Source organism: Botrimarina sp., from assembly GCF_040219535.1.
Lineage (GTDB): Bacteria > Planctomycetota > Planctomycetia > Pirellulales > Lacipirellulaceae > Botrimarina.
Window position 1 is genome coordinate 88,226 of record NZ_JAVJSH010000013.1, and the last position, 25,543, is coordinate 113,768.

The 25,543-nt window shown below is 67.9% G+C and carries 25 protein-coding genes; 10 read left to right on the plus strand and 15 right to left on the minus strand.

What is annotated here, in order from left to right; all coding sequences use genetic code 11:
- Nucleotides 1-328: 328 nt before the first annotated feature.
- Entirely contained in the window at nucleotides 329-1,741 is a 1,413-nt protein-coding gene (locus RIC11_RS07465; RefSeq protein WP_350209889.1) for a tyrosine-type recombinase/integrase, read from the minus strand.
- 644 nt (nucleotides 1,742-2,385) lie between these two features.
- Between RIC11_RS07465 and RIC11_RS07470 the strand changes: the two genes are divergently transcribed.
- Nucleotides 2,386-3,204 (plus strand): hypothetical protein, encoded by an 819-nt coding sequence (locus RIC11_RS07470; protein ID WP_350209891.1) that lies wholly within the window; start codon nucleotides 2,386-2,388, stop codon nucleotides 3,202-3,204.
- A gap of 100 nt (nucleotides 3,205-3,304) precedes the next feature.
- Here RIC11_RS07470 and RIC11_RS07475 read toward each other — a convergent pair whose 3' ends face one another.
- Nucleotides 3,305-4,198, minus strand: a complete 894-nt coding sequence (locus RIC11_RS07475) for an alpha/beta hydrolase family protein (protein ID WP_350209893.1) — start codon at nucleotides 4,196-4,198, stop codon at nucleotides 3,305-3,307.
- Between the two features lie 203 nt (nucleotides 4,199-4,401).
- Between RIC11_RS07475 and RIC11_RS07480 the strand changes: the two genes are divergently transcribed.
- A complete protein-coding gene (locus RIC11_RS07480; protein WP_350209895.1) occupies nucleotides 4,402-5,646 on the plus strand; it encodes a S1/P1 nuclease in 1,245 nt (414 codons plus the stop codon).
- A gap of 204 nt (nucleotides 5,647-5,850) precedes the next feature.
- Here RIC11_RS07480 and RIC11_RS07485 read toward each other — a convergent pair whose 3' ends face one another.
- The 9 genes from RIC11_RS07485 to RIC11_RS07525 form a co-directional block, all read right to left on the minus strand.
- Nucleotides 5,851-6,456 (minus strand): selenoprotein S family protein, encoded by a 606-nt coding sequence (locus RIC11_RS07485; protein WP_350209897.1) that lies wholly within the window; start codon nucleotides 6,454-6,456, stop codon nucleotides 5,851-5,853.
- A 16-nt stretch (nucleotides 6,457-6,472) separates the two neighbouring features.
- The gene (locus tag RIC11_RS07490) at nucleotides 6,473-7,096 is read right to left on the minus strand and encodes a hypothetical protein (protein WP_350209899.1); all 624 of its coding nucleotides are present in this window, start codon (nucleotides 7,094-7,096) and stop codon (nucleotides 6,473-6,475) included.
- A gap of 71 nt (nucleotides 7,097-7,167) precedes the next feature.
- The gene (locus RIC11_RS07495; RefSeq protein WP_350209901.1) at nucleotides 7,168-8,028 is read right to left on the minus strand and encodes a hypothetical protein; all 861 of its coding nucleotides are present in this window, start codon (nucleotides 8,026-8,028) and stop codon (nucleotides 7,168-7,170) included.
- 186 nt (nucleotides 8,029-8,214) lie between these two features.
- Complete coding sequence (locus RIC11_RS07500; RefSeq protein WP_350209903.1) at nucleotides 8,215-8,583, minus strand: hypothetical protein; 369 nt, start codon at nucleotides 8,581-8,583, stop codon at nucleotides 8,215-8,217.
- Between the two features lie 223 nt (nucleotides 8,584-8,806).
- Nucleotides 8,807-10,912, minus strand: coding sequence for a phage/plasmid primase, P4 family (locus RIC11_RS07505; protein WP_350209904.1), 2,106 nt, complete (start codon nucleotides 10,910-10,912; stop codon nucleotides 8,807-8,809).
- 44 nt (nucleotides 10,913-10,956) lie between these two features.
- A complete protein-coding gene (locus RIC11_RS07510; RefSeq protein ID WP_350209906.1) occupies nucleotides 10,957-11,151 on the minus strand; it encodes a hypothetical protein in 195 nt (64 codons plus the stop codon).
- A gap of 116 nt (nucleotides 11,152-11,267) precedes the next feature.
- Complete coding sequence (locus RIC11_RS07515) at nucleotides 11,268-11,579, minus strand: hypothetical protein (RefSeq protein ID WP_350209908.1); 312 nt, start codon at nucleotides 11,577-11,579, stop codon at nucleotides 11,268-11,270.
- A gap of 97 nt (nucleotides 11,580-11,676) precedes the next feature.
- Entirely contained in the window at nucleotides 11,677-11,964 is a 288-nt protein-coding gene (locus RIC11_RS07520) for a helix-turn-helix domain-containing protein (RefSeq protein ID WP_350209910.1), read from the minus strand.
- Nucleotides 11,965-12,037: 73 nt separating this feature from the next.
- Nucleotides 12,038-13,069 carry a hypothetical protein gene (locus tag RIC11_RS07525; protein WP_350209912.1) on the minus strand — a complete coding sequence of 344 codons (1,032 nt, stop codon included), beginning with the start codon at nucleotides 13,067-13,069 and terminating at the stop codon, nucleotides 12,038-12,040.
- 381 nt (nucleotides 13,070-13,450) lie between these two features.
- Here RIC11_RS07525 and RIC11_RS07530 point away from each other — a divergent pair, with 381 nt between their 5' ends.
- Together RIC11_RS07530 and RIC11_RS07535 are read left to right on the plus strand one after the other, a co-directional pair.
- A complete protein-coding gene (locus tag RIC11_RS07530) occupies nucleotides 13,451-13,765 on the plus strand; it encodes a hypothetical protein (protein ID WP_350209914.1) in 315 nt (104 codons plus the stop codon).
- A 449-nt stretch (nucleotides 13,766-14,214) separates the two neighbouring features.
- Nucleotides 14,215-15,153, plus strand: coding sequence for a hypothetical protein (locus RIC11_RS07535; protein WP_350209916.1), 939 nt, complete (start codon nucleotides 14,215-14,217; stop codon nucleotides 15,151-15,153).
- A gap of 173 nt (nucleotides 15,154-15,326) precedes the next feature.
- Here RIC11_RS07535 and RIC11_RS07540 read toward each other — a convergent pair whose 3' ends face one another.
- Complete coding sequence (locus RIC11_RS07540; protein WP_350209918.1) at nucleotides 15,327-15,854, minus strand: hypothetical protein; 528 nt, start codon at nucleotides 15,852-15,854, stop codon at nucleotides 15,327-15,329.
- A gap of 470 nt (nucleotides 15,855-16,324) precedes the next feature.
- Here RIC11_RS07540 and RIC11_RS07545 point away from each other — a divergent pair, with 470 nt between their 5' ends.
- Nucleotides 16,325-16,867 carry a DUF2335 domain-containing protein gene (locus RIC11_RS07545; RefSeq protein ID WP_350209920.1) on the plus strand — a complete coding sequence of 181 codons (543 nt, stop codon included), beginning with the start codon at nucleotides 16,325-16,327 and terminating at the stop codon, nucleotides 16,865-16,867.
- A gap of 59 nt (nucleotides 16,868-16,926) precedes the next feature.
- Here RIC11_RS07545 and RIC11_RS07550 read toward each other — a convergent pair whose 3' ends face one another.
- Both RIC11_RS07550 and mntR read right to left on the minus strand, forming a co-directional pair.
- Nucleotides 16,927-17,073 (minus strand): hypothetical protein, encoded by a 147-nt coding sequence (locus RIC11_RS07550; RefSeq protein ID WP_350209922.1) that lies wholly within the window; start codon nucleotides 17,071-17,073, stop codon nucleotides 16,927-16,929.
- Between the two features lie 135 nt (nucleotides 17,074-17,208).
- Nucleotides 17,209-17,661 carry a manganese-binding transcriptional regulator MntR gene (gene mntR / locus RIC11_RS07555; RefSeq protein ID WP_350209924.1) on the minus strand — a complete coding sequence of 151 codons (453 nt, stop codon included), beginning with the start codon at nucleotides 17,659-17,661 and terminating at the stop codon, nucleotides 17,209-17,211.
- Between the two features lie 178 nt (nucleotides 17,662-17,839).
- Between mntR and RIC11_RS07560 the strand changes: the two genes are divergently transcribed.
- The 5 genes from RIC11_RS07560 (at nucleotide 17,840) to RIC11_RS07580 (ending at nucleotide 23,220) form a co-directional block, all read left to right on the plus strand.
- Nucleotides 17,840-18,844: a metal ABC transporter solute-binding protein, Zn/Mn family gene (locus tag RIC11_RS07560; RefSeq protein WP_350209926.1), complete on the plus strand. Its 1,005-nt coding sequence runs from the start codon at nucleotides 17,840-17,842 to the stop codon at nucleotides 18,842-18,844.
- A complete protein-coding gene (locus RIC11_RS07565; RefSeq protein ID WP_350209928.1) occupies nucleotides 18,841-19,629 on the plus strand; it encodes a metal ABC transporter ATP-binding protein in 789 nt (262 codons plus the stop codon). Before RIC11_RS07560 ends, RIC11_RS07565 begins: the two co-directional genes overlap by 4 nt.
- Nucleotides 19,626-20,981 carry a metal ABC transporter permease gene (locus RIC11_RS07570; RefSeq protein WP_350209930.1) on the plus strand — a complete coding sequence of 452 codons (1,356 nt, stop codon included), beginning with the start codon at nucleotides 19,626-19,628 and terminating at the stop codon, nucleotides 20,979-20,981. The genes RIC11_RS07565 and RIC11_RS07570 overlap by 4 nt, the downstream gene beginning before the upstream one ends.
- Nucleotides 20,978-22,300, plus strand: a complete 1,323-nt coding sequence (locus RIC11_RS07575; RefSeq protein WP_350209932.1) for a metal ABC transporter permease — start codon at nucleotides 20,978-20,980, stop codon at nucleotides 22,298-22,300. Before RIC11_RS07570 ends, RIC11_RS07575 begins: the two co-directional genes overlap by 4 nt.
- A gap of 272 nt (nucleotides 22,301-22,572) precedes the next feature.
- A complete protein-coding gene (locus RIC11_RS07580) occupies nucleotides 22,573-23,220 on the plus strand; it encodes a LamG domain-containing protein (protein WP_350209934.1) in 648 nt (215 codons plus the stop codon).
- Between the two features lie 148 nt (nucleotides 23,221-23,368).
- Here the strand turns inward: RIC11_RS07580 and RIC11_RS07585 are convergent, their stop codons facing one another.
- Nucleotides 23,369-25,441, minus strand: coding sequence for a sodium:solute symporter family transporter (locus RIC11_RS07585; protein ID WP_350209936.1), 2,073 nt, complete (start codon nucleotides 25,439-25,441; stop codon nucleotides 23,369-23,371).
- Nucleotides 25,442-25,543 lie beyond the last annotated feature (102 nt).

Below are 25,543 nucleotides of genomic sequence, written 5' to 3' on the forward strand. Positions count from 1 at the left end.
CTGAACGACAAGGCGGCGCTCTGCACGCCCACCACCCGCACACCCTGTTCGGCCGTCTGGAGCGTGTCGGAGCGGTACGCCGAGTCGCTCGGCCAGAACCCGACCGTCCGGCCCGGCAGGGCTGGCGCGTAGTCGCTCGGCGCGGGCGAGTTGTTCAGCACGTTGTCGCTCCACCCGTCGACCCCGATCAGCACCGCGGCGCCGGGCGTCTGCGGCCAGGCGGCGCGGAACCGCGTCGGGTCGTAGCCGAGGCCCGCGCCGTCGTAGAGCACGGCCACGCCGCCGGCGGGGATGGTGGTGGGGTTGCTGCGTAGCGACTGGCCGACCTCTACGAGCGATCGGACCTGCGGCGCGGCGTCGTCGGCGAGGGCCGAGTCACCCACGCGGTCGACGAACCAGCCGTCCAGATCGACCGCGGCCGCCCCCGGGTTGAAGACCTCGATCCTATCGACGGTGTTGCCCGGCCGGTTGGACACGGGGTGACAGGGCTAGACTCCTCGGGACTTTCTGTCGGCTCGCTCGCGTCGGGGTTCTGCGTTGTCGCGGCCTGTCCGCCCGTGTCGTCGGCTGTCTGCCCCGGATTTTGCACCGTTTTTTCGGTCGCCCTCGCGAAGTCGTCGTCGGTCACGCTCAGGTAATGCTTGTTCGCAATCTGAACGCTGTTGCCCAGCCATTTGCAGACCACGTGCGAGGGGAACCTCTGTTCTAGTTCCGTCTGCCGCGTGGCCCGCATGTTGTGGAACAATCGCGGCCAGACCTCGAGGCCGGCCCGCTTGATCGCTGCCTTGAGCGGCTTGCGGAGCGCCGAGTCGGTCCGGCTGCGGAGGAACGGCAGAACCCACTCCTCGCCCGGCTCGGCCGCTTCCCACACGTCGCGCAGCTCCGCTTCGATCTCCGGGAAGATCGGGACCTCGCGGCTCGCGTGGCCCTCGTGGTGTTCGGTCTTAGGGCTGCGGACGCGGATACGCATACGCTGCCAGTCGACGTCCGACCACTTGAGCGTCCTCGGTTCGCTCCCCACGCGGAGACCACCCCACCGGCTCAGCACGAACAGCAGCCGCCACTCGGCGTCCGGCAGCTTGTCGAGCACTAGCTTCGCGTCGGCCTCGCTGATGATCGCCCGCCGCGTCGTCGCGACGGTCGACCGCTTGACGTCCGAATCGGCGAACGGCTCGCGATCGATGATCCGGTGCTTCATGGCGTAGCGAAACAGGCTCGTCGCGATGCTGCACCGCTTGTGCACGGTCGCCTTGGACAGGCCCTCGCTCTTGAGCTGGTTGCTGTAGTCTTCGCAGTCGCCCGGGGTCACGTCCCGAACCAGTGTCTCGCTCCCCATGATGCGGAGCACGGCCTTGAGCCCCATATCGACCGTCGCCTTTGACCTCGGCTTGTAGTTGGGGAACTTGCTGGCCCGGAACTTGTCGACCAGCTCCCCAACGGTCATGCCGCTACGCGCGTCCCGCGGCCGAACCAGCCCGGCCCGTTCTAGCCGCCCCCTGAGCGTGTCAGAGAGCCCGCCAACCCACGCGGCCGTTGGCTCCGGCGGCGCGCTGCCGTCGATCCTGGCGGACGCCAGGGCCTCTACGTGACGCCTCGCGTTGTCGGCCTGCGCCTTCGGCATTTTGCCGAGCCGGATGCTCCGCCGCTGGCCGTCGATCATCACTTGGATGCGGTAGCCGCCCCTGAGGACCTTGCCCGTCCGCTTGCTCTTGGCGTCGGGCTCTTTAGAAAGCGTCGCCATCGGTTCCCCCCGGTTAAGAAAGAGCCCGGCCGCCCCACGCGGAGCGGCCGGGCGTTGATCGATCAGCCCTTGAACAGCCGCGACAGCAGCCCCCGACGCTCGACCGGGTCGGCCGCCGCCTGGGAAGAATCAGCGCAGCAGCTAGCGCCGCTGCATATGGCCGCGTGAGTCACGAGAATGACCCGAAAGAAAGCGCGTCGCCGTAGGCACTGTCAGGCGGAATCAGAACCGCCCCGGAGGCCTTACGGCGGACCGATACCCACGGCGACGCGCTCTGTTTTCTGATTAAAGTTCGACATCTGATTTGCTCAGGCCCAGAAGCCCGAAGATCGACCCGCCGGTGACAGCCGAGGGGCCGGGTAGCTTTGACGGAGCTAGCTTCGCGGTTTCGGCGGTCGGATGCAAGCGTTGGCGAAGAGCGGCCTTCTGTGCCGCCGTCTCGCGGCCTCCGGCGGGCTTGGTCGATATCTCGGTCGCGTGGCGGACCGACGCGGCATGGGGCGCTACGAACAGACGGCGGCGCCTACCCGGCTGGTGGAGTTGCGGCGCCACGAGCGGATCGACGACACGTTTGCAGCGCGGCGGATCAGCACCTAGGCTAGGCACCGGAATTTTCAGCGTCCGCTGCCGCCGGGAAACGCCCGATGACCTGCCGTCGACTCTCACTGCTCGGATGCCTCCTGCTCCCGACGCCGAACTGGGCTCAAGCGGAGAACGAACAATTCTTTAAAATCGATTCTGACCGGAGCCGCGTTGTCTACCGCTGGACTAACGTGTCCGATCCGCCTCCTGAGGAAGTCCTCACCATAAGCGGCTTCCTTCACTACTCGGAAGCCAACGAGGGGTACATCTTCCCCGTCGTGTGGGTTAAACCTCGCGGGGTGTCGCCTGTCCAGGCTTCGGACCACACCTATGCATTTGAAGGGAACGTGATTACCCCTCCGGCGTTCCGCTTCCCCAGCTACATCATGAGTCACGAAGTTGAGGGCGAATTCGGAGCGACTACCTCCCCTTGCAATTCGTTCAACTGGAAGACCCCCCGACACGGATCGTGTGTCGGAGGTGAGCTGTACCCGGGCTACGCAAATGGCTCCATTGTCGACGGCGCCCTTACGCTCAGCGGAGTCGATCAGGCTAGCTACGAGACAGCCTATGCCTTCCAAATTTACGCCGATCCTGTCGAAAGACTTCCAGGGGATGCGGATGGTGACGGCTTCGTGGGTCTGTCCGACCACATGCTCTGGCGGGCGAACTACGGCGCTCTCGATGCCACCAGGGCTCAGGGCGACCTTAACGGCGACTCGGTTGTCGACGCGGCGGACTACACCCTCTGGCGGGATTCGTACTTCGGAGATATCGCGCCGATCACGGCGGCCACGGTTCCGGAGCCGGCGTCGGTGCTCATCGTCTGGATCACGATCGCTGCCCAGACTGCGACGGGAGCGCGAAGGTCGACTTCTTGAGCGAAGGCACAACCGGCCGCCTCGCGGCCCCGAATCGGTCGGCCCGATATCTAGGCCGTGATCGCGTGCGACGCGTTAGGGGGCCGCTACGGGGCTCAGCTCAATTCGAGCCCGACCGGTAGTCGTCGACGATCAGGTCGAAGCAGACCTCGTGCAGCAATTCGTGCGCGCCGTCGAAGATCGTGAGGCTGCCGAAGCCGGTGTCGCGCCGGAGCCACACCGCGCGGTCGCCGAGCTTCCCGACCGGCTCGCGCAGGTCGCGTGTCAGCAAGGCGATCAACTCCCCCTCGTCCACCGCGGCGTCGGGCTCGCCCAGCTCTCTGCACAGCCGGTTGAACAGGCCCAGCGAATGGCTGATCGGCACGCTGCCGTCGTACCCGTCCCGGACCCCGGCGAACACGTGAAGAGCCCCGGTCCGCAGCGGCAGCGGCATGTATAGCGGCGACCGCTCGCGGGCCGCTTCGTAGAAGTCGTCGACGCCGGCGAGCACGGCTTCGATGTCGGCCGCGTACCTCAAGTCGCGGTCGGCCGTTTGGTGATACCAGGCGGCGATGTCGGTGATCGGTACCCACGCGTAAGACGCCCGGATGTCGTGCTTCGACGTAAGCGAAGCCGCGCAGCACGCGTGCCCGCCCCCGCTGCCGCCGACGAGATAGACGAACGACTCGTCGACCGTGCCGTTGTCGATCGCGTAGCTGATCGCGTCGTCGATGTCCGCTAGAGCCGCCCGGCTGGCGCAGGCCTCCGGGCGGTTGTTGGCGCTGCGGAAGTCCGGGTGGATGTAGTTCCACTCAGCGGCCGCGCACAACTCGGCCAGCGGGTCGTGCTGCTTGTAGTCGCCGGACCACGAGTGCAGGCTGACTACCAGCGGCGCCGGGTCGCTCGCAGCGGACCAGTAGACATAGGCTGGCTGCTCTGTCGCGTCCTGCGAGCTGGAGATCCAGACCTCGGCGAACTTTTCACCCCATCCCCGGTCGCGGGTGTCGTCGCCCACGACTACCGCCGGAGCATCGCCCGCCCGAATCAGGAATCGGGCAGCCGGGACAGCGTAGAGGCCAGCAGCAAAAGCGAGAGCGGCGATCAAGGCGATGGATCGCCAGTTTGTTGCGGCCATCCGGGCAGTGTGTTCGCTGGCCCCGGCCTCTTCCACCTCGGGCGGCGCTAAACCTGGCAGAATCGGCTGGTTACCATGCCGCTATGCTCGCTCGACTCGTCGCAATCCTCGCAATCGCCCTCGCCGCCCCCGTGGCGTCCCTCGCGTGGAACTCCCCCGGCCACCAGTGCATCGACGTGATCGCGTGGGGCCAGCTCAGCGAGGCCGATCAGGAGCGGGCCGTCGCCCTTCTGGCGGACCACCCGCGTTTTGCCCAGCACTTCGCCGAGAGCGTCCCTAGCGACGTGTGGCGCGGCTCTGAGGGCGAGAAGCGGGTGTGGGCCTTCGCCCATGCCGGAACGTGGCCCGATCAGGTCCGCAGCTCGCGCGGCGCCGTCAGCCGTGAGGACGTGTCGCGGTTCAATCGGCCCACCTGGCACTACGTCAATCTGCCGGTGTTCCTGACGCCGGACGATCGCGAAGCGCTCGGCAAGCAGCTGCCGGGCAACCGGGACACCGAGCCGCCGGCAGACCCGGACGCCAGCGGGCAGAACGTGGTGCAGGCGATCGGCAGCGCACTGCGCGTGCTAGGCGACGACAGCGCCCCCCGTGCCGACCGGGCCGTCGCCCTTTGTTGGTTCCTCCACTTGGCGGCCGACTCGCACCAGCCCTGCCACTCGTCGGCGCTTTATTCGGCCGGGCGATTCCCCGAGGGCGATAAGGGCGGCAACGCAATTCCGATCAGCGGGCCGGGTGGTAACCTCCACGCGTTTTGGGATCAGGCGCTGTTGCCGCGGCGGACCGACTTCTCGCGGGTCCGGGTCCGGGCGGTGCAGTTCTCTCAGGAGCACGCCGAGGCGGGCGAAGCGGCGGCCGACGAACTCGCCCCGAAGGATTGGCTCCGCGAAAGCTGGCGGCTCGCCGGGTCGGCGGTCTACACCGCGTCGGTTCGCGAAGCCGTCTATCAGGCCGAGGGCGCCGTGCTGCTTGATCCGGTCCAGCTCGACACCGCCTACTACAAGCAGGCGGGCGCGGTGTCGCACCGCCGCGCGGCTGAGGCCGGCTACCGAATCGCTGCGATGCTGGCGGGCAGGCTTCCCGATGGGCGGGCGCCGAGGCCGCTGTTCACCGCTCCGGCGCCGGCTGACGAGATCGTCGCCGGTCCGGCCCCGGCTCGGGGATCTCCGGCGGCAGCGTCCGGCCCATTTGACGAAGCCCAGCAGACACACTGGCTGAACACCAAGAGCAACAAGCGGCACAACCGCAGCTGCCGAAACTTCGGGAACACCAAGCAGGGCCGGTACTGTGGGCCTGAAGAGGGCGAGCCGTGCGGTATCTGCAACGGGTAGCGGTCACGCTGCCGGTATGGCCCTCGACCTCCACGTCACGCCGAGCAACTACCCGAGCCCGATCAACCCGGCCCTGCCGCTCGACAACTGCGAGTCCGCTGCACTGGCGCCCCGGAGCGGCTCGCCAACCGCCCCGGGGCCATATCCGCCCGAATTGTCAAAGATCGCAGAGAGGCAGGCTCGGAATCCTCGCCGGAACCCAACTCATCCCGCCCCGTAGGCTTTTAGGGCCGCCCCGCCAGAATCCGGGGCAGAATCCGACGCATCGTCGCCGCTTTCGGCGTCGATCTCGGCGGGCCGCCGCTGCGGGCCGTACCAATCGTCCACCAGCTGAACGTCGATCTCGCGGCCGTTCTTCGGCAGTTCGAACAGGGCCACCGGCGAGTTGCCCCGGTGCGTTTGCTCGACCCGGTCGCCGAACTTGGCCGGGTTGTTGCCCTTCAGCAGGAAGATCAGCAGCGTGTCGCTGTAGCGGCGTTTGACGCCAACCTGCTTGCCGTTCTGGAAGATCGGCTCTTCCCACCCTTCCACGGCGCGGCGCCGGGCCTCCTCCTCAAGCATGTCCGACGCGACGCGGCGGGTCTGTTCGAACGCCTCGGCGTAGTCCGGGTCGGTCGCCATCCAGCGCGAGTGCGACCGGCGCGACGCCCGGGCGGCCTTCTCGGCGCGCCGGACCGAACCGGCGAGGGCGAAGGCCGCCAGGAAGTTCCGTTGCAGCGGCGTGAGGTCGGGCCAGTCGTCGCCGAGCTTGGCTTCGATCTCTTCCACGTGCTCCGCGTCGGTCGTGCTATGGGCGATACCGGTGACCATCGGGGCCTCACTTTCGCTATCGGATTGAACCGGCATGGGCGGCCTCGCTGTTTGCTTTGGATGGCTTGCGCTTCGGCTTGATGTACAACAGCGGCAGGCCGCCGCTCGCCAGGCACTCGCGCTGGTGGTTCCACTCCTCCTCGCTGGCGAGCCGCACGTTGCGCCAGTCGGACCAGTCGCCCACTGGCACGTTGGTTTCGGGGTCCACGCGGGCGGTCGCCCACAGGTGGCCCTCGCTCGACAAGAGCAGGCTTTGCCGCACGTCGACGAGCTGCTTGCGGTCGCCGTAGATGCGATCCATCGCCTCGCGCTTGGCCGTACGCTCCGACATAGGGGCCTCGCACCACGCGGTCGACGCGGCGTTCCACGCCTCGTGCATAGCGTCTATCTCGTGCTGCCACGCGTCGCACCGCTCTAGATCGGCCGCCCACTGTTGGCGGTAGCCGCAGCGGTCGACGTCGTACTGCAGGCGCTGCGGCGGGTAGCCGAGGGCCGCGAGCAGAGCGCGGAGTTCGTCCAGGTCGTTTGGATCGTCTGACGCTCGGCCCGTCTCGGCGATCCAGAGAACCCAGTCGCGGTACGCGTCCTGCGTTGCTTCGGTGGGGGCGAGAGCGGCGGCAATGTCTACTGTTGCGGTCATGCTGTCCTATGGGGGGTCGGGTGGTTCGTGTGAACTTGGAAAATTCCAGGTTGATCGCTGGCGTTCTCGCGTCAGCCGCGGAGGGCTGCGAGGAAGTCCGATTGCGAGCCGGGGTAGGCCGTCAGGGCGGCGCTACGGCCCCGGACACGCCCGCTGTTGCGTCGCGACTCCTCCAGGTCGCGTAGGTCACGCGGCCGCCGGATCTCGCGTAGGAAGGCCGTCTGCGAGCTGGGGTAGGCGCTCTCCCGGACCGGCTCGCCCGCGACGACGCCTTCGAACAGGTCGCGGAGTTCGTCGAACAGCCCGGCGCCGCCGCGGCCGTGCTTCTTCAGGATCTCGATAGCCTTCTTCGCCAGCGGCGTTTGGGCGAGCAAGCAATGGCTCCGCGCCTCGTCGTCGTCGCGAACCGGCAAGCCCGGATCGGCGCTCTCGAACAGGCCCGCCGTCGTCGCCGGGTCGGCTACGAGGTCGACGCTGAACACCTTGCGGATCTTGGTGACGACCGACTCGCCACGCTGGCGTTGCACGTCGCCATCGGCGTCATGCGACAGTCCGAACGCCGAGGGCTGCGATTCGGCCGCCTCCAGGATCGGGCCCGCCGAGGGGTGGCTCGCCAGGTAGTGCAAGTCGCCGACGACGGCCTTGCGCTCGGGAACCCACCGCACGTTGCGGAGCGTGCCGAAGTGCGCCGAGACGCTTTGCGAGCCGCCCGGTTTCCGGTGGTCCAGGTAGACCTTCGCCCCTTCGTACAGGCCGGCCGCGTCGCGGAGGCACTCCTCGGTGTACCGCCGGCCGTTGCGGCTCACGGTGCCGATGATCTTCACGCCGCGGATGACCTTGGCCGTCCGGTCGACGCTGCCGGGCGCAGCGAGGGTCCGCTCGCTGAGCCGCTGCTTGGTGATCGCGGGTCGCTTAAGGGTGGCAGTGGGCATCGTCTGGGTTCCTTTCGGGGAGGGGTCCGAATCGCTTGGGGATTCGCACCGGGTCTGGTTTTGCCGCTGTTGGCGGCTGCTGTCCGTGAAAATCGTGCAGAGTCCGGGGCAGGCGGGGTTGGTCGGGCGTGGTCAAGCGAGCCGGAGGTCGGTCGGCCGTTTTTGCGTCAAAAACGGGTGGGGCTCTCAGAACGGCGGGGCCTCCTCGCTGAGGGCCTCGGCGGTCTCGCGGGCGTGGTCGACGCGTTGCTCTTGCCGCGGCGACTGGCGGTCGGTCGCGGGCGCCGCGTGCTGGCCGCCGAACTGGCTGAGGTCGCCGAGCTGGGTTTCGACCTCGGCGAGCGTGTCGCGGAGCTGCCAGCTGTCGAGGGCGGCCGCGTGGCGAGCGAGGTCCTCCCCGAACGGGTTGTCGACGCTCAGGTGGGCCGGGTTGCCGCACGGGCAGCCGGGGGCGTGGGCGGGTTTTTCGCCGGGGAGATTCGGGGACGCGGGCGGGCACGCGAGCACGCGGCTCTCGTCGCTGTCCCGGGACGTGTCCCGGGGTCGGGTGGCCAAATTGGGCCCGTTTGCCCCTATAGAAATAGGGGTGTCCCGGGTGTCCCGGGGTTGAACACGGAAACCCTTTTCTGTGTTTCCCTGCGAGGGTGTTTTTTGCTCTCTCACGATTTCACCCCACCTGAGTGGGCGTTTGTCCCGGGACAGTAGGGACAGGCCTTTGGTAGTAAGGACTTAGGGTCGATCGGACCCCGGGACAGACCCCGGGACACCCCGGGACACCTCATGCGTATTCCCCCCACTCAGAGGGGGCCATGAGCCCCAAACCGTTGAAGACACGCTCCCGCGAGCCGTCCAGCCGCACGCGGCTCGATCGGACGGCCGGAGCAGCCGCCAGGAGGTCCCTCGCGAACGTCGATTCGCCGGTCGGTCGGAGCCCGTGGCTCTCGCACCACGAACGCCAGGACGCGTAGACGTGCTTCTTCGCGGTCTGCTGGCCGGGGTCGACGACGCACCGCTCGCCGAGGAACGCCTTCACGGGCGACGACAGTTCGGCAAGATCCTCGAGCCGCTCGAGGGCCGCATCGGGTTGGACGAACCGGCCGCGTTGCTGTAGCCGAACCCACCCCTCCACGGCCCATGCGAAGATCCCGGGCAGCTCCTCGAGGAGCGCGTCGGTCAGGTGGTGATCCTCGCGGCCGTAGACTGAGTTCGGCGTCTCGAGCAGCAGCATCCGGCCGACCAACGCTCCGGACGAATCCGACAGCCTCGGCAGTTCGTTGCTCATGACCATGAAGCGGGTCGGCAGCTTCACGGTGATCGGGTCGCGGTACTTCCGGTCGACCGTTTGGTGATCCTCGCCGGTGATCGACAGCAGCCTCTCGACCACCTTGGCCTGATCGGTGCGGCCGGAGAGCCGCGCGTCGTGGATGATCGCGAGCGGCTTGCCTAGCAGGGACTGCAGCCCGAAGTTCTCGCCGAGCCCCGCGAGCGTCGGCGCCGCCACGTTCCCCTTGCCGAGCATCGCGGTCAGCACGCGGGCCATCGTCCCCTTGCCCGATCGCTTCGGCCCGACGATCAGCAAACACTTTTGCTGCCGCGTGTCGGCCGTGAGGCAGTAGCCGAACCAGTCCTGCAGCAGCTCCACAGATTGCCAGTCGTCGCCGAACGTCTCGCCGAGGAACCGCAGAAACCGCTCCGGCTTCGGCGGGCTCGGGTCGAACGCGAAGTCGGGCCCGCAGGTGGTGAAGAATCGCGGGGTCGACGGCAGCAGCTTGGCCTCACCCCTGGCGACCGCGGGCAGGTGCACGATGCCGTTGCGGAACGAGACGCACTCCACCGCCGGCGGCTCGTCGCCGGAGCGTGGCGGCAGCCAAATAGGCTGGAACAGGTGAGCGGGGACCAGCGTTTTTGCGCGTACGTGCTCGAGCAGGTTGGACGCGTGCTCGCCCTTGACCATGACAAAGCGATCGGAGAGGAACTCGACCGCCTTGGCGCGAAGGTCTCCCTCGGCCAGCTCCCGATAGGACGATCCGGAGTAGTACCAGAACGCCCCTTGGTAGAACCGAATCCGCGACTCACCATCGATCGCGGTCTCGGCGAGGAAGTGTTTCGCCGTGTCGGCCGGGTCGGCCTGTTTGGCCTCGCACTTGAGCGATCCCGGGTCGATCTCGTCGGCCGGTTGGGCCTGCTCGATTAGCTTTTCGAGCGCGCCCGGACCGTAGTGGACAAGGAAGTCGTCGAGCCCCAGCTTCGTTGGTTCGCCAGCCGCGTCGGGCGGCCCGGCCGGCAGCCGGACAACGCGAACCGCGGCGCCCTCGGCGGTTAGGGCCGCCGCAAGCTTGGACTCCTCGAGAGCCACCTCGGCCTTTTCGACCGCGTCGCTATCGAATGCGATGTAGACCGTGCGGCCCTTCCAGTCGATCGACGCCAGGTCGTTACACAGCGAGACGCTCTTGGGCCGGTTCCACATGCTGACGCCGGGCAGGCCGATCGTGGCGAACCCTTCCTGCGTCGCCTTCAGAGCCTTGAACTCGCCCTCGGTGATGAGGATGCGGGCCCGGCCGGCGTTGACCAGTTCGCGAACACCTGGCGGAAAGTAGCAGCTCCCGCCGACGCCTTTGGGCTGCAGGTACTTCAGCCGCTTGCCGTTGCGAAACGGCGGGTTGTCCGGCTTGATGCGTGAGAGGATCTCGCGGCCCCCGTCGCGGTACGGGAACACAACGGCGGCCCCGTACTTTGCCGGGTAGCCTTTCCAGCCGACGATCTTGGCGAGCCGGTTGCGGTCGCTCTCGCTGTAGAGCCCGGCCCCTTCGGCCGTCTCGAGCGTGATGCCACGCTCGAGGAGTTGGTCGACGTGCGACGGGTATAGCTTTCGGTGGCTCCCCACCTCGAAGCGTTCGCCGGCATGTCCGTTCGCCGTGGTTATGACCATCAGCCCGCCCCCCCGGTCTCAGAGACCCAGCGGGCGTGCTCGTCGTCGATCTCACGACGGGCGACAACGCGGGCGAGTTCCACCAGCCGAACGGCCAGGCGATCGATGACCCGCTCTAGCTGATCGACCTTGGCCGATTGCCGGCGGCAGGACGGGCAGCGGAGTTGTTCAGTTGCTCGACAACTTGGTATCATGCTTTTGCTCGCTGAGGCTTGTTCCTTAGGCATGGGGAATTGAGCCACCAAACACGCCGCCCTGCGCCCGGTCGTTTGCGACGATCTCCGGACGCGGGGTGGCTGTGTTTTTGGGGTCAGGCGGTTCGGCGAGCTAGGGCTTCGATCGCGTCAGGTGCTCCCGACGCGTTGATCGACTCGAGCAGGGCCACTCCGAAGTCGCGGACGTGGTCGTCGATGACGTGCTCCTCGATCGCGTCGATCAGGTCGAGCAGCCAGAACGTGAGCTGAGATCGCACCTCACGGTCTGTTTGTTCGCCGCTCTCGATCTCCGCGGCGACGGTGAGCAGCTGCTCCCGCACGCTGGGCACGTCGCACGCCACTCCTAAAGCGTGGGCGTACTCAGGAACGCTTTCGGCGAAGTAGTCCTCCGCCACTTGTTTGGTCATTGCCATGTCTCCCGGTCTCCTAATGGCTCGGGTGAAGACTTCCACGGCGGAGGAGCCGCTCGGCCGTGTGCAGCGGGCGGGGCCCGCGAGGTTGCACTCAGGCCGACGCGGCCTGCCGGCGGCTTTTCTTGCCCGCAAGCCACGCGTCGATATCGAACCGATCGATAGTCCGGCGGGCGCCATGCTCGACACAGTCGAGTTCGCCATCGCCGATGGCCCGGGTCAGAGTCCGGACGCTGTAGCCGGTGTAGAGGGACGCCTCTCGGTACGAGAGATAGCGGCGGGGGACGGCGGTGAGATCGTCCGCCGTCGGGCGGGAAAGGGTTGCGGGCACGGTGATCGTCTCCTCGGGACCATGACTGACTGCCGCGGCAAGCGGCTGCATGGATCGAAGAGTAATGGGTCACCGCGCCTGCTCGGGGCGCGAGTCGTTTGGATCTATCGAACTTCTATCGTTCCTATCGAACTTCTATCGTTCGCAAGCTCGCGGCGAGCTGTTCTGCCCGGGCATCGCCGACGAGCTGGGGCCACTTCTCGCGAGGGAAGTTGTGAACGTCGGTGTGATATAGCCGGCCGCTACCGTAGAAGACGAACTTCTCTTGCCGGCACTGCGCGCCGAAGTAGGTGCTCGCATTCGTCTTTCTGCCCTTATGAATCCTCGCAAGCTCATTGAGCGACATCTTGTCCGTTCGCCACTCTAGCGGGATGGTCGACTCTTCCTCGGGGTGAACGTTAGGCCGGCCCTTTTCAGGGGGTGACGGCGCCTCGTTGGCCGCTCCGCCGGCCGGCGGTTTCTCGCTATCGACAAACGGCTCTGAGCCTGCCGCACAGGCGGTCGATGCGATCTCGATTAGGCGATCGATCGCGACACGGCTCACCCGGGCGATTCGCGCTGGGATGTGTTCCACGCGGGAAGGCTCGTCGCACTCCAGGCCGGGCCACGGCGGCCCGATACGGTCGAACTCAGAGCCAAAGGTCGCAGCCGCGTGTTCGAACAAGATGGCGGCCCATAACCCGGCGCGGCCCACCTCGTCGGCGGGAGTGTGCCAGCCCGCCTCGCATAGGTCGACGGGGGACCGCAGCATGTGCTCAGCCGATTGAAGGCAGAGAGTGACCGCATCATCTTCGGCCGATTGTGCGGCGTGGAGTTCCCTCGCCCACGAGTCAGAAACCCAATTGCCGGCCAAGCGAGCGACGCGACGGTGGGCGAGAGCCCAGTATCGAATCGCGGCCGCAGGTAGCCGCTGGAACGCGAGGCAGCCGAACGCCTCATGCACGCGAATGGGGCGATCGTCGACCTCGCCGTACTCTACTGGCCGCATCAAGAAAAGCGGCTCGCCTTCGGCCGCCGGCCATCGGTCGCGAATTAGGCGCACCTCGCCGTGCTTGTAGTCGAAATCGTCCCAACGCCCCCGCAGCTCGCGCCACGACTCGACCCACTGCTCGAGATCGTTCTCGGCCGCCGTCAGCTGTCCGTTCGTCACGCTCACGCCCTCCCGGCTTTTGAAGAGCCCGGCCCGCCGCTGGACCACCGGGAGGGAGGGTCACAGCGGCAGGCCGACGCGGGGATCAATCCGCTGGCCCAGTTGAACTGACGGGTGGCCACCCGCCGGCGCCGCGATTGTAACCGATCCTTCGCGATCGGTGGAGAACACGCTCTCGGCCGGGGTCCGAATCCCCACCGGAACCCAACTGCGCCACACGTCCCGGCCCTTACGCGCGCCACGCGAAAAACCGGCGCACAATTCGGGGCAAGAGATCCTCGCCGAACGTGTGAACTCACGCCCCGAGCAGCACGCCCGGCCGTGTACAATTCACGCCGGCCGCTACGGCCGAGCCGTTTTGAACCTCAAGCGAGAAGGATGCGAGCAATGAGCAGCGAGACCCTACTAGCGATCGACGGAGAGACCCGCGCCGAGGACCAGGCCGAGGCCGCCGCCGCGCGTGACGTGCTCGGCACGGCGACCGACGCGGAGGCCCGCGAGATCCAGGGCGAGCGGCCGCCGGTGAAGCGCTACCCGTGGGAACTGACCTTTGCCGTGGGCGGTGAGACCTACGGCCCCTGGCTCGCCACGGCGGTCGACGAGAGCGAAGCGATCCAGCGGACCGTCAGCAGCGACGAGAGGGTTGCCAAGCTGTACCGGCGCCATACCCGCGGCCTGTGGAACGTGCGGCGCACCGGGTGAGGGCTTAGCGAAGCCGCGACGGTGCAGATAGCGGGGCAGCGGTAAGGCAGATTTTAGCAATCAGTTGGTCTAGACTGCCGCCAGGCGATATGCGGCAAGCCAACCGTCTTACCACCCGACAGAGCGGGCCAACATTGGCCCGGCGCGGCATGGCGATCAGAGTCAGGTGCGGGAATTGCAAGGCAGTCCTCTCGGTCGACGAGAAAGCAGCAGGGAAGCTTGCCGAGTGTCCCCGCTGTGGGCTTCGCGCCAGACTAGGGGACTTCAGCCAGGTCGTGAGGCTGCCTCAGGCGATCGCTAAAGGCGGCCCTCCACCGTCGAAAGCCCCGGCCGTTTCGCCGGTGCCGGCAGGCGATCTGAGCCGGGGCAGTCGACGTCCCGCCCAGCAAGTTCCGCCGAGCCGTCAGTACCCGGCACCCCGGCGAGTAGTTCGCCGGCGATCGTCGCCGATGCTTCTGCTGGTCCGGCTCGTTGGCGGTCTGTCGCTGCTCGCGTTCGCGATAGCCGCGCTGTACGCGATGATGAATCCGGAAGCCGTCGATCTACCCGGACTACTTGCAGCGGTCCGCGACTCAGCGCAGCGACAAGCCCCAGCGGTCGACAGGAGGCCCGAGCCCGATCCTCCGAGCACTACTCGGAGCACGGCGACGCCAGTAGCCGTCCCGCCGGCGCCGCGGCCCACTGCTCCCGAGATCAGACCGGAGCCCGCTCAGACCGAATCGCAACAAGTGCCCGCCACGACGGAGGCCCCACTTGGCGTGGTCGACCTGGCCGAACAGGAAGAGCCCACGCAGGTGGCCGTTGTGCCGATCAGCTTCGACGATCCCAGCACTGGGTTGCCGATAGCAGTACCCGCTGACGCGAAACTTCGGTTCTCGATCGAGGGGGTGAGCGGAACGAAGATGGCGCCCGCCGATGGCGTGATCGGGGAGGGCGAGAAACTCGAGGTCGAACTTTCTTCCAAGCCGAAGGCGTGGCTCGAGATCGAGTGCACTACCCCGCCGACGAAGTCCGCCGACGATCTGCTCCTGAAGCTGAGCTGTCGCTGGGAACGCGTCCCTGGCAAGTCGGCGCCGGTGTCGACGCCGATCGTGATGTCGCTGCTTGGCAAACTCGAGCGACAGGGGAGCCGGCAGCAGGCTGCGGTGGCGTCGATGGAGTCACAGTTGGCCGCCGCCCAAGCCTATCTCGCCGCCGACGGAGCAAAGCCGATCGTGCAGAAGAACCAGGCCAAGACTGCGGTCAACCGCCTGAGCGCTTCGCTGCCCGGAGAGCAACAGAGGCTCGCGGCTATGCAGCAGAGCTATCGCTTGCTGCAGCAGTTCGCTGCTGAGCTGGAGCGCCTAGAAGGAGGCTCCATTGCGGTTTCGGAGGTGTCCAGTAGATGATCGGGGAGCGTTCAAAGTCCTGACCCGAGGGCCGGCGGACACGGAATCCGGATCGGACGCCGAGACGCGGGCGAATCGCCAGGTGGTCGAGCCGCCGCCGGTCGAGATCGCGGTCGTAGCGATTGGGGAGCTGGCGGACGCGGCGTGAGAATGGTTCCCCGCGGGAACATTTCTCAGAGATTCTTTACGGCCGAGACCACGCTGCCGCCGCCCGCGTGGATAACGCAACAGATATGCAGCAGCAGGCCGGGCAGGACGAAAGCACTATACCCAATCACGACCAGCAGCAGCCACAGGATGCCGACGAGCACCTTGCCGTTGTAGACTTGGCCCAGACCGGGGACCACGAAACTGAGCACCATGGCGAGACCGGAGCCACTGACCCCGCGGCCTCCGCGGGCCTCAAGTCGATCTAGCCGCAGGCCGTGGTCGAGCAGCTCGCCGCAGAAGCGGCACTTCTTGGCCGCCGTTTTGATTGTCTCGGCGCAGTACGGGCAGGGTTTGGTGTCGAGCGGCGACGTGGCGGGAGGCGGCTCGGGTTCCGGGAGGATGTCACCGCCCCGGCCGAGCGCTCGGAATTGGCGTTCGATCCGCACGGGGGTCGAACAACCGGGGCACGGCGCCGTCTGGCCGAGGTAATGGGCCGGCGCCCGGATAGTCTTTCCGCAGCCGTCGCACACGACCCGGATCGGCTCGCTCATCTTCTCGGACCCCACGGCGGTTTGATGCGTCGCAGGGTAGTCGCTGCGTCGGGCAAAATCACGCCCAAACGCCGCCGAGCCCCGTAGCGGCCCCCTAACGCGTCGCACGGCGAGGCGTCCCAGGCATCGACCCGACCCGCCGGAGGCCGCGAGACGGCCGCACAGAGGGCCGGTTTCGCAAAGCCAGCTTGCCTCCTGCAGTCTGGCTCAAGCCGGGCTAGTTGAAAGCCGACGGATTTGGCATAGGATCTAAATATGCAAAACGATCGCAAGAAATTCCGCCGTCTAGTCGTCAAGAAGGCCACGTCCCGTGGGCTTCGCCGCGGTCTCGCTGCCGTAGCTGATCCTGGCCCCCGGCGGATCCGCGTGTCCGAGTTCTTACTCACGGGCGGGGCGGGCTTCGTCCAAGATCGGGCGAACCTGGCAGCCGACTCGCGGAAGGCGGTCTCACAGTTTTTTGCCGGCAGCAAGTGACCGACGAACAGCGCCAGCCGTCGGACCGTGACCCCGGCTCGACTTCCCAGCGGATCGTTACGGCGGAGTCGTCTTCTCTCGGCGACCACCTGCAAGCGGAAGTCGCAGAGTCGCCGGGCGGCGGCATCTTCTACGAGTCGTCGGAGCGGTATCAGTACACGGAATGGACGGGGCCCGTTGCATCGCCCGAGTCGCTTCGCGAGTTCGCCGCGATAAATCCGGCCTACCCTGACCGGCTATTCGCTATGGCTGAGAGGGAACAGGCCCACCGCCACGAAATTGATTGTCTCGAGGCCGCCCTTGCGAAGACTGCCATCCGTTGGGAAGCCGGGACTGCTCTCACTTCTCAACTGCTGGCATCGCTGTTCATCCTCGCCCTCGTCGGAATCGGTTTCTATTTGCTCGAAGCAGGGTACGAGCCTGGCGGCCTAGCAACGCTGCTCGCGGCAGCCGCGGCTCTTGCGTCGTCGATCGCCCTAAGGTGGCGCAGGGCGGGAGAGGCTGAGTCAGACAACCGCGACTTGCAACCGACCGACTGACCAGCACTTGCCCCGGATTTTGCACCGGCAAACGCCGGAAACCCGTTTCTCTCGGCTATTCAGCCGATTTTGGAATCCTCGATCCACTCCCAGCGGCCCTCGTCGGACGCCGGGTCGTACATCACCTCGGTGACCAATAGCTGAGCAAACGCCCCGGTGGGGAGCGCAGCGGCAGCCGCCACTGCAGCCAACATTCCCAAACGCATCCGTCCCCCCGGCGTGTTGGAGTCGGTCGGCTCGAGGCCAACGAAACGCGGGTGGACTTTAACTGCCGGCGAACGCGGATCAACAAAAAACCGCCGTAGGTAGAGCTTTCGCCCCACGACGATTCATGAGGGGATTCACTCTCCCTCGCGCATCCGCTCGATGTGACGCTGGAATGCGCTCAGCGTTTCGGCGCTCACGTGGTGTTCGATCCCCTCGGAATCGACCTCGGCGACCGGCCGGCTGATTCCGAGGGAGAGCAAGAATCGCAGCACCAACTCGTGCCGCCGGCGCGACTCCTCGGCGAGCTTCTCGCCTGCTTCGGTCAGCTTGACTGGGCCGTACGGCTCGGTGTCGACGAGGCCCTCTTTCTGCAAGCGGCCGATCGTCTTGTTGACGGTTACGTGGCTAACCGCGAACAGCCGCGCGAGGTCCGCATTGCGGCACACGCCGTTGGACTGGATCGCTTGCGAGATCGCCTCGACGTAGTCCTCGGCGGTTTCGCTCGCGTGGTCGCTCCGCGTGCGGCGGAACGGCCTGGACGCGCTGACGGGCGGTGCGGACTGCGTTTCGGGCGTCGAGTCGGGCATCGGCTCGCACGGGGATCGATCGGTGCGGACACGGCGGCGCCCCGGCCGCCAGAATCCAGGATGGCCGATAGCGCTGGCCGCCGCCAGCCGCTGGGCGGCGCCGCCTAGTCAGGCTTGGCAATTTAGCCTAGGATACAATGGCCGGACCGATCTCGTTCGATACCAAGGAAGACCCGCTGTGCGACCGACGCCCGCCGCCTCGCTGCTCCTGATGCTGCCCGCCGCGTTGCTCGCCGCCGGGTGCGCGAGGCAACCAGGAGAATCGGTCGCCGCGACGGCCGACGGGCCGCTCGGGGTGGTCGCCACCACGGGCATGGTCGCCGACTTGGTCCGCGAAGTCGGCGGCGACGCGGTCGAGGTCACCCAGATCATGGGCGCGGGGGTCGACCCGCACCTCTACAAGGCTACCCGCGACGACGTTCAGACCATCCTCGACGCCGACGCGGTCTTCTACTCGGGCTTGATGCTCGAAGGGAAGATGGCCGACACGCTCGTGAAGGTGGGCCGCTCGCGGCCGGTGTACGCGGTGACCGAACTGATCGACGAGTCGAAGCTGCTCGAGCCCGACGACGCGGCCGGTCACCCCGACCCCCACGTGTGGATGGACGTCGGCGCGTGGTCGGCGTGCGTCGACGCGGTCGCCGAAGCCCTCTCCGAACTCCGCCCCGACCGCGCAGAGGCCTTCGCGAAGCGAGCGGACGCCTACGCGGCGCGGCTGGCGGAGCTCGATCAGTACGTGCGGCGCGTGGTCGCGTCGGTCCCCGCCGAGCGGCGCGTGCTGGTCACCTCGCACGACGCGTTCAACTACTTCGGCCGCGCGTACGAGATCGAGGTCCTTGGCGTGCAGGGCCTGTCGACCGAGTCGGAGGCCGGCCTCCGCCGCGTAAACGAGTTGGTCTCGCTGCTGGTCACACGCGAGGCGCCCGCCGTTTTCGTCGAGAGCAGCGTGTCGCCGAAGAACATCCAAGCGCTAGTAGACGGCGCCGCGTCGCGTGGGCACGCGGTCAAGATCGGCGGCGAGCTGTTTTCCGACGCGATGGGCGCGGCCGGCACGTACGAGGGGACCTACGTGGGCATGATCGACCACAACGCCACGACCGTCGCCCGCGCCCTCGGCGGCGACGCCCCCCCTGGCGGCATGAGCGGCGCGCTCGCCGGCGCCGAGGAGGAGGCCGCGCGGTGATCTCACCGACCTCCGAGGAAGCGCTGCTGCCGTTGTCGGTGCACGACCTGACCGTCGCGTACCACCGCAAGCCGGTCATCTGGGACGTCGGTTTTGACATCGGCCCGGGCCAGCTCGTCGGCGTGGTCGGGCCGAACGGCGCGGGCAAGAGCACGCTGCTGAAGGCCGTGATGGACCTCGTGCCGAAGGCCTCCGGCCGCGTGCGGGTGTTCGGCGAGCCCTACCGCACGAACCGCCACCGCGTGGGCTACGTGCCGCAGCGCGAGAGCGTCGACTGGGACTTCCCGATCGACGCGCTCGACGTGGTCGCGATGGGCCTCTACCGAGAGATCGGCTGGTTCCGCCCGGTCGGCAAGTCGCACCGCCGCCGAGCGATGGAGGCGCTCGATCGGGTCGGCATCGCGGACCTCGCGGGGCGGCAGATCAGCCAGCTCTCCGGCGGCCAGCAGCAGCGGACCTTCCTCGCCCGCGCCCTCGTGCAAGACGCCGACCTCTACTTCATGGACGAGCCGTTCGCCGCGGTCGACGCGGCCACCGAGGCGGCCATCGTCGAGCTGCTGCGCGACATGCGCGAGGCCGGCAAGACGGCGCTCGTCGTGCACCACGACTTGCAAACCGTCGCCGACTACTTCGACAGCGTGGTGCTGCTCAACATGCGGGTCGTCGCTCACGGAGCGGTCGACGAGGTGTTCACACAAGAGAACCTCCAGAAGACCTACGGCGGCCGGCTGACCCTGCTCGACGAGGCGACCGAGGCCATCCGCCGCCGGGAGCGCGCCCTGTGATCGCCGCCGCTTTCGGGGATTGGTCCGACTGGCGAGGCGCGGCGGACCTGCTGTTGTTGCGCGACTACAACACACGCGTCGTCGTGCTCGGCGCGACGCTCCTGGGGCTCACCGCGGGCGTGGTCGGCAGCTTTACCCTGCTACGCAAGCGCGCGCTGCTGGGCGACGCGCTCGCCCACGCCACGCTGCCGGGCATCGCGATCGCGTTCCTCGCCGCGTCGGCCCTTGGGGCCGACGGCAAGTCTCTGCCGCTGCTGCTGGCCGGCGCCGCCGCGACCGGCGTGCTCGGCGTGGGCGCGATCCTCGCGATCCGCCGCTTCACCCGCCTGAAGGAGGACGCCGCGCTGGGAATCGTGCTCAGCGTGTTCTTCGGCGCGGGCGCGGCGCTGCTCGGCGTGGTGCAACAGACCCCCACCGGCCACGCGGCCGGCCTCGAGTCGTTCATCTACGGCAAGACGGCCGCCATGCTCTCGAGCGACGCGTGGCTCATCGCCGGCGCGGCCGTCGCTTGCTTGGCTTTGTCGGCGCTCTGCTTCAAAGAGCTGATGCTGCTCTGTTTCGACGCCGGCTTCGCCTCCGCCCGGGGATTCAGCGCCGGTTGGCTCGACACGCTGCTGATGGGCATGGTCGTGCTGGTCACGATCATCGGGCTGCAAGCCGTCGGCCTCGTGCTGATGATCGCGCTGCTGGTCATCCCCCCCGCGGCCGCGCGCTTCTGGACCGACCGCCTCCTCGCGATGACGCTGCTCGCCGGCGCGATCGGCGCGGCGAGCGCCTTCGCGGGCGCGGTGGCCAGCGCGGCCGCGCCGAAGCTCCCCTCCGGGGCGATGATCGTCCTCTGCGCGGCCTCGCTTTTCTTGTTTAGCGCTCTGTTGGGCAGCCGGCGTGGGCTGATCGTACGCTACCGACGCCGGCGGCGATTCCTCCAACGGATCGCACGCGAGCACCTGCTCCGCGCCGTCTACGAGGCGACCGAATCGGCCGACAGCGCGACGTTCGCCCGGCTGCTCGAGATGCGCAGCTGGGGCGCCGCCGAGCTGCGCCAGCTGATCCGCCGAGCCCGCCACAAGGAGCTCGTTCAGCGCGGCCCGGCCGCGGAGGTCCGGCTGACCAGCCGGGGCTTGCTGGAAGCGCAGCGGCTCACCCGCCAGCACCGCCTGTGGGAGATGTACCTCATCACCCACGCCGACGTGGCGCCGTCGCGCGTGGACCGCGGCGCCGACGCGATCGAGCACGTGCTCGACCCCGAGACGATCGACGAGCTCGAACGGCTGCTCGACCAACGCCGCCTGGGCCTGCCCCCCGAGAGCCCGCACGCGATCGACCCGGCCCCGGAGGAGGCGCCCCGATGACGCCGCCCCCCGTGGCTTGGAGCTGGGAGCTCGACGGCTGGATCATCGCCGCGGGCGCGCTGTGCGCGGTCGCTTCGGCCCTGCTGGGCAACTTCCTTGTGCTGCGGCGGATGAGCCTCCTGGGCGACGCCATCAGCCACGCCGTCCTGCCCGGCCTGGCCGCCGCGTACCTGCTGACCGACCAACGCAGCAGCCTGCCGATGTTCCTCGGCGCGGTCGCCGTGGGCGTGCTCACGGCCTTCTTCACCGAGTGGGTGCACCGCGTGGGACAGGTCGACGAAGGCGCGTCGATGGGCGTGGTGTTCACGTCGCTGTTTGCGATCGGCCTGGTGATGATCGTGCGCGCGGCGGACCACGTCGACCTCGACCCGGGCTGCGTGCTCTACGGCGCGATCGAGCTCACGCCGCTCGACACCTGGCGGGTGTTCGGCTTGGAAGCGCCGCGCGTGGTCGTGGTGCTCGCCGCGGTGCTGCTGGTCAACGCGCTGTACGTGGCGCTGTTGTTCAAAGAGCTGCGGATCGCGTCGTTCGACCCGCAGCTCGCCACCGCCAGCGGGTTTGGCGCCGGCTGGATGCACTACTCGCTGATGACGCTCGTCGCGGTGACCGCCGTGGCGAGCTTCGAGGCGGTCGGCAACATCCTCGTGGTCGCGATGCTCGTCGCGCCGCCCGCGACCGCCCGCCTGCTCACCCACCGGCTCGGCGTGATGGTCCTGCTCAGCGTGGCGATCGCCGCGGCGAGCGCCGCGGCCGGCCACGTGGCGGCTGTCAGCGTGCCCGCCTGGTTCGGCTACCGCAGCACGACCACCGCCGGCATGATGGCCCTGGCGACCGGCGCGGGCTTCACGCTGGCGATGCTCTTCGCGCCGGAGCAAGGCGTCGTCAGCCGCACGGTGCGTCGCGTGCGCCTGTCGCTCCGCGAGCTCGGCGAGGACGTGCTCGGCGCGCTCTACCGGGCCGACGAGAGCCACGACACGCCGCTCGCCGTCGAAGAGCTCCGCGAGCGCCTGCTCTGCCGCCGAATGCCGCTCCGGCTGGTCCTGCTCCGGCTGCAAAGCCGCGGCGTTGTCCGCCCGACCGATCGCGGCGTGAAGTTAACCGAGACCGGCGTCGCACTCGCCGCGCAGCTGATCCGCTCCCACCGGTTGTGGGAGCACTACCTGGTCGAGCGCGCCGGCATGACGCCCGACCGGATCCACCCGCAGGCCGAGCGGCTCGAGCACGTGACCGACCTGGCTATGCGGCGGCAGCTCGACAGCGAAACCTCCGAGTCGCCGACCGACCCTCACGGACAAGCGATCCCGCAGGAGCGGGAGTGAGGGGTGAGGGGTGAGGGGTGAGGGGTGAGGGGTGAGGGGTGAGGGGTGAGGCCTGAGGCCTGACGCCTGACGCCTGACGCCTGAAGCCTGAAGCCTGAAGCCTGAAGCCTGAAGCCTGAAGCCTGAAGCCAGCCGCTGAGGGTTGAGCCGCGGCGACTTGCTAGCAAGGATACTCCGAGAGGAGCCCAGCGGCGTCGGCCCCTTTGAGTTACGGGCCAGACCCGATTGCTTCTCTCTTTACTCTTCTACTCCTCTGAAACACCAGTGGCAGCATGAACCGGCAATCGCTCCGATTCGCTCTCTTTTGCGCCGTCGCCGCCACGCCATTGACCGCCGCCGCGCAGACCGACGGCGAGCCGGTCTTCTCCGACTCGTTCGAGCGCGGCTTCGCCCACTGGGAGGTCCTCGACCCGGAGACCTGGCGGGTCAACGACGACGGCACCGTCGAGATCACCGCGCGCGACAGCGACTACAAGCCGCCCCACCGCAGCCCGAAGCACGTCGCGCTCGTCCAGGGCCTCACGCTCGCCGACGGCGCGATCGAGCTGCGGGTGAAGAGCACCAAAGACACCGGCGGCCACCGCGATTGCTGCGTGTTCTTCGGCTGGCAAGACCCGGCCCACTTCTACTACGCGCACGTGGGCGCGAAGCCCGACCGGCACAGCGGCCAGATCCAGATCGTCGACGGCGCCGACCGCGCGAAGATCACCGACAACCAGAACGGCGCCCCCTGGGACGACCAATGGCACACCGTCCGCCTGGAGCGCGACACCCAGAGCGGGCGCATCGCGGTGTACTTCGACGGCGAATTGCTGATGCAAGCTGTCGACACGACCTTCGGCGAGGGCCGCGTGGGCGTCGGCTCGTTCGACGACCTCAACGCGTTCGACTGGGTCCGCGTGTACGAGGCGAGTGAGTAGCCCGCCGACAGACACCGCCAATGGCCCAGTACCCCTCTTGAGCCGAAGGCGCTAGCCTCGGGCAATCGAAGCGCGACGCCCTCCGCTCCGTTGGCCCGACGCTAGCGCGTTCGGCTGAAACCCCCAGCGTGTTGGCGCCGCCGCGGTGTCACATGCCCGCCACGCCGAGCGGGCTGAACGTGGCGTACAGCGCGATCGTCAGCCCGATGGCGACGAGGCCAGCGATCCACGCGCCGCGCGAGCCGGTCAGGTCGAGGCTGGTTTCGGCGTGGAAGTCGATCGGCTCGGGCAGCGGCGCGAGCTTCGCCAGCGCGACGATCACGGCCACGCACACCGCGAACGAGATCGCCATCCAGTTGAGGAAGTTGTTCAAGAAGCCGATCCCCTGGAAGAGCTGGGTCGTCTCGCTGATCCACCAAAGCCCGCCGTACACGATCACGTTCAGCACCAAGCCGACCACGCCGCAAACGCGCGGCGCGCGGCGGAGCAACAGGCCCAGCACGAACACCGCCAACACGCCCGGCGACAGCAGGCCCTGGCCCTTCTGGATGATCGTGAAGACCGAATTGCTGATGTCCGGGTCGCTCAGCAGCGGCGACAGAACGCACGCGACCGTCGCGAATGCGACCACCGCCAACCGCCCGATTAGCACGAGCGTGCGGTCCGAAGCGTCCGGCGCGACCGTGCCGCGCACGAGGTCGAGGGTGAAGATCGAGCTGGCCGCGTTGAGCATCGCCGCCAGCGAGCTGATCACCGCCCCCAGCAGCGCCGCCATGACAAAGCCGAACAGGCCGTTGCGTGGCAGCAGGTCCAGCAATTGGCCGAGCGCCGTGTCGTACTTGTAGGCGACGAGCGCCTGCGACTCGGGCGACACGCCCGCCGCGGCGGCGGCTCTACGCACGCCCGCGTTGTAGGCCTGGATCTCGGCGGCCAGCTCGGGGTTGACCTCATCCCAAGAAAGGTCCTCGCGGTTCTCGAAGACCTGGCGGCCCACGGGCGTGGCCTTGTCGAAGTCGTCGCGTCGGATCGGCAGCACGAAGGGGCTCGTGACTTTTAATTTCTTGAACGCCGCGAGCTGCTCGTCCGAATCGTAAAGCGCGAGCAAATAGGCGGGCCCCGCGTGCTCGGCCGCCTCGGCCGAGTCGAGGCCCTCGACGGTGCGTACGTAGTCGGTTTCGGGGTTCGCCTTCAGGTACTTCGCCATCGCGCCGGCCACGTCCTTGCGCGCGAGGACCCGCATGTCCTCGTGGAACAGGTTGAACGCGAGGATGCCGGGCACGACGACCACGAACGGGATCAGCAGCTTCAGGTACGCGGCGAACACGATCCCCTTCTGCCCCTCGGCCAGGCTCGACGAGCCGAGCGTGCGCTGCGTGATGTACTGGTTCAGGCCCCAGTAGTAGAAGTTGGGTATCCACACGCCGAGCAGCAGCGCGGTCCACGGCAGCACCGGGTCGCTGGCCGGCAGGAACATGTTCATCCGGTTCGCGTTGAGGTCGAAGAAACGCTCGATCGGCCCGGCTTCGGGGTCGAGCGTCTGGACGGCCACCTCGCCGGTCGACGCGTCGACGACCCGCGCCGCTTGCTCGACTGCGCCCAGCCTGGCGAGCGCCAGCCACATCACGATCGCGCCGCCGAGGATCAAGGCCGAGCCCTGCAGCAGGTCGGCCCACACGGAGGCCTTCAAGCCGCCGGCGACCACGTAGACCATCGCCACCACGGCGATAAACAGCGACGGCTGCCATAGCGGGATCGCCATGCCGTACTTGTCGCCAAGGGTCCGCACGGTGAGCGCCCCCGAGTAGGTGACCGCGCCGAGCAGCAGCAGGTAAATCAGCACCGTAGCGGCGGCCATGATCAGGCGCGCGGCGCGGTTGTAGCGGTACTCGAGGAACTGCGGCATCGTGAAGATGCCCGCGCGCAGGAAGTACGGCAGGAAGCCGAACGCCACGACCACCAGCGTGACCGCCGCGAGCCACTCGTAGCTGGCGATCGCCAGGCCCACGTGGCTGGCCGCCGCGCCGCTCATGCCGACGAACTGCTCGGTGCTGATGTTCGCCGCGATCAGCGAGAAGCCGACCAGCCACCAGGTGAGCCCGCGCCCCGCTAGGAAGTAGTCTTGCGAGTCCTTCTCGCCGTCGGCCTCGCGGCTCTTGACGAGGCCCACGCAAACCACCGCGGCGATGAACGCCACGAAGACCAGCAGATCGAGAGTTCCCACAGCGGTCGTCCTGAGCGAACGGGGGGCGAGACAAGGCGGCGCGGCCGCCGCAATCGGCCCGGCATTATTGACCGCGGCCGACAGCATCGCCAGCCGCGCACG

What these genes read in the sequence shown, in the direction of transcription:
- RIC11_RS07465 (WP_350209889.1), bottom strand. Translation starts at nt 1,741, where the DNA reads ATGGCGACGCTTTCTAAAGAGCCCGACGCCAAGAGCAAGCGGACGGGC.
- RIC11_RS07470 (WP_350209891.1), top strand. Translation starts at nt 2,386, where the DNA reads ATGACCTGCCGTCGACTCTCACTGCTCGGATGCCTCCTGCTCCCGACG.
- RIC11_RS07480 (WP_350209895.1), top strand. Translation starts at nt 4,402, where the DNA reads ATGCTCGCTCGACTCGTCGCAATCCTCGCAATCGCCCTCGCCGCCCCC.
- RIC11_RS07485 (WP_350209897.1), bottom strand. Translation starts at nt 6,456, where the DNA reads ATGGTCACCGGTATCGCCCATAGCACGACCGACGCGGAGCACGTGGAA.
- RIC11_RS07490 (WP_350209899.1), bottom strand. Translation starts at nt 7,096, where the DNA reads ATGACCGCAACAGTAGACATTGCCGCCGCTCTCGCCCCCACCGAAGCA.
- RIC11_RS07495 (WP_350209901.1), bottom strand. Translation starts at nt 8,028, where the DNA reads ATGCCCACTGCCACCCTTAAGCGACCCGCGATCACCAAGCAGCGGCTC.
- RIC11_RS07510 (WP_350209906.1), bottom strand. Translation starts at nt 11,151, where the DNA reads ATGATACCAAGTTGTCGAGCAACTGAACAACTCCGCTGCCCGTCCTGC.
- RIC11_RS07515 (WP_350209908.1), bottom strand. Translation starts at nt 11,579, where the DNA reads ATGACCAAACAAGTGGCGGAGGACTACTTCGCCGAAAGCGTTCCTGAG.
- RIC11_RS07520 (WP_350209910.1), bottom strand. Translation starts at nt 11,964, where the DNA reads ATGCAGCCGCTTGCCGCGGCAGTCAGTCATGGTCCCGAGGAGACGATC.
- RIC11_RS07530 (WP_350209914.1), top strand. Translation starts at nt 13,451, where the DNA reads ATGAGCAGCGAGACCCTACTAGCGATCGACGGAGAGACCCGCGCCGAG.
- RIC11_RS07535 (WP_350209916.1), top strand. Translation starts at nt 14,215, where the DNA reads ATGCTTCTGCTGGTCCGGCTCGTTGGCGGTCTGTCGCTGCTCGCGTTC.
- RIC11_RS07540 (WP_350209918.1), bottom strand. Translation starts at nt 15,854, where the DNA reads ATGAGCGAGCCGATCCGGGTCGTGTGCGACGGCTGCGGAAAGACTATC.
- RIC11_RS07550 (WP_350209922.1), bottom strand. Translation starts at nt 17,073, where the DNA reads ATGCGTTTGGGAATGTTGGCTGCAGTGGCGGCTGCCGCTGCGCTCCCC.
- mntR (WP_350209924.1), bottom strand. Translation starts at nt 17,661, where the DNA reads ATGCCCGACTCGACGCCCGAAACGCAGTCCGCACCGCCCGTCAGCGCG.
- RIC11_RS07575 (WP_350209932.1), top strand. Translation starts at nt 20,978, where the DNA reads ATGACGCCGCCCCCCGTGGCTTGGAGCTGGGAGCTCGACGGCTGGATC.
- RIC11_RS07580 (WP_350209934.1), top strand. Translation starts at nt 22,573, where the DNA reads ATGAACCGGCAATCGCTCCGATTCGCTCTCTTTTGCGCCGTCGCCGCC.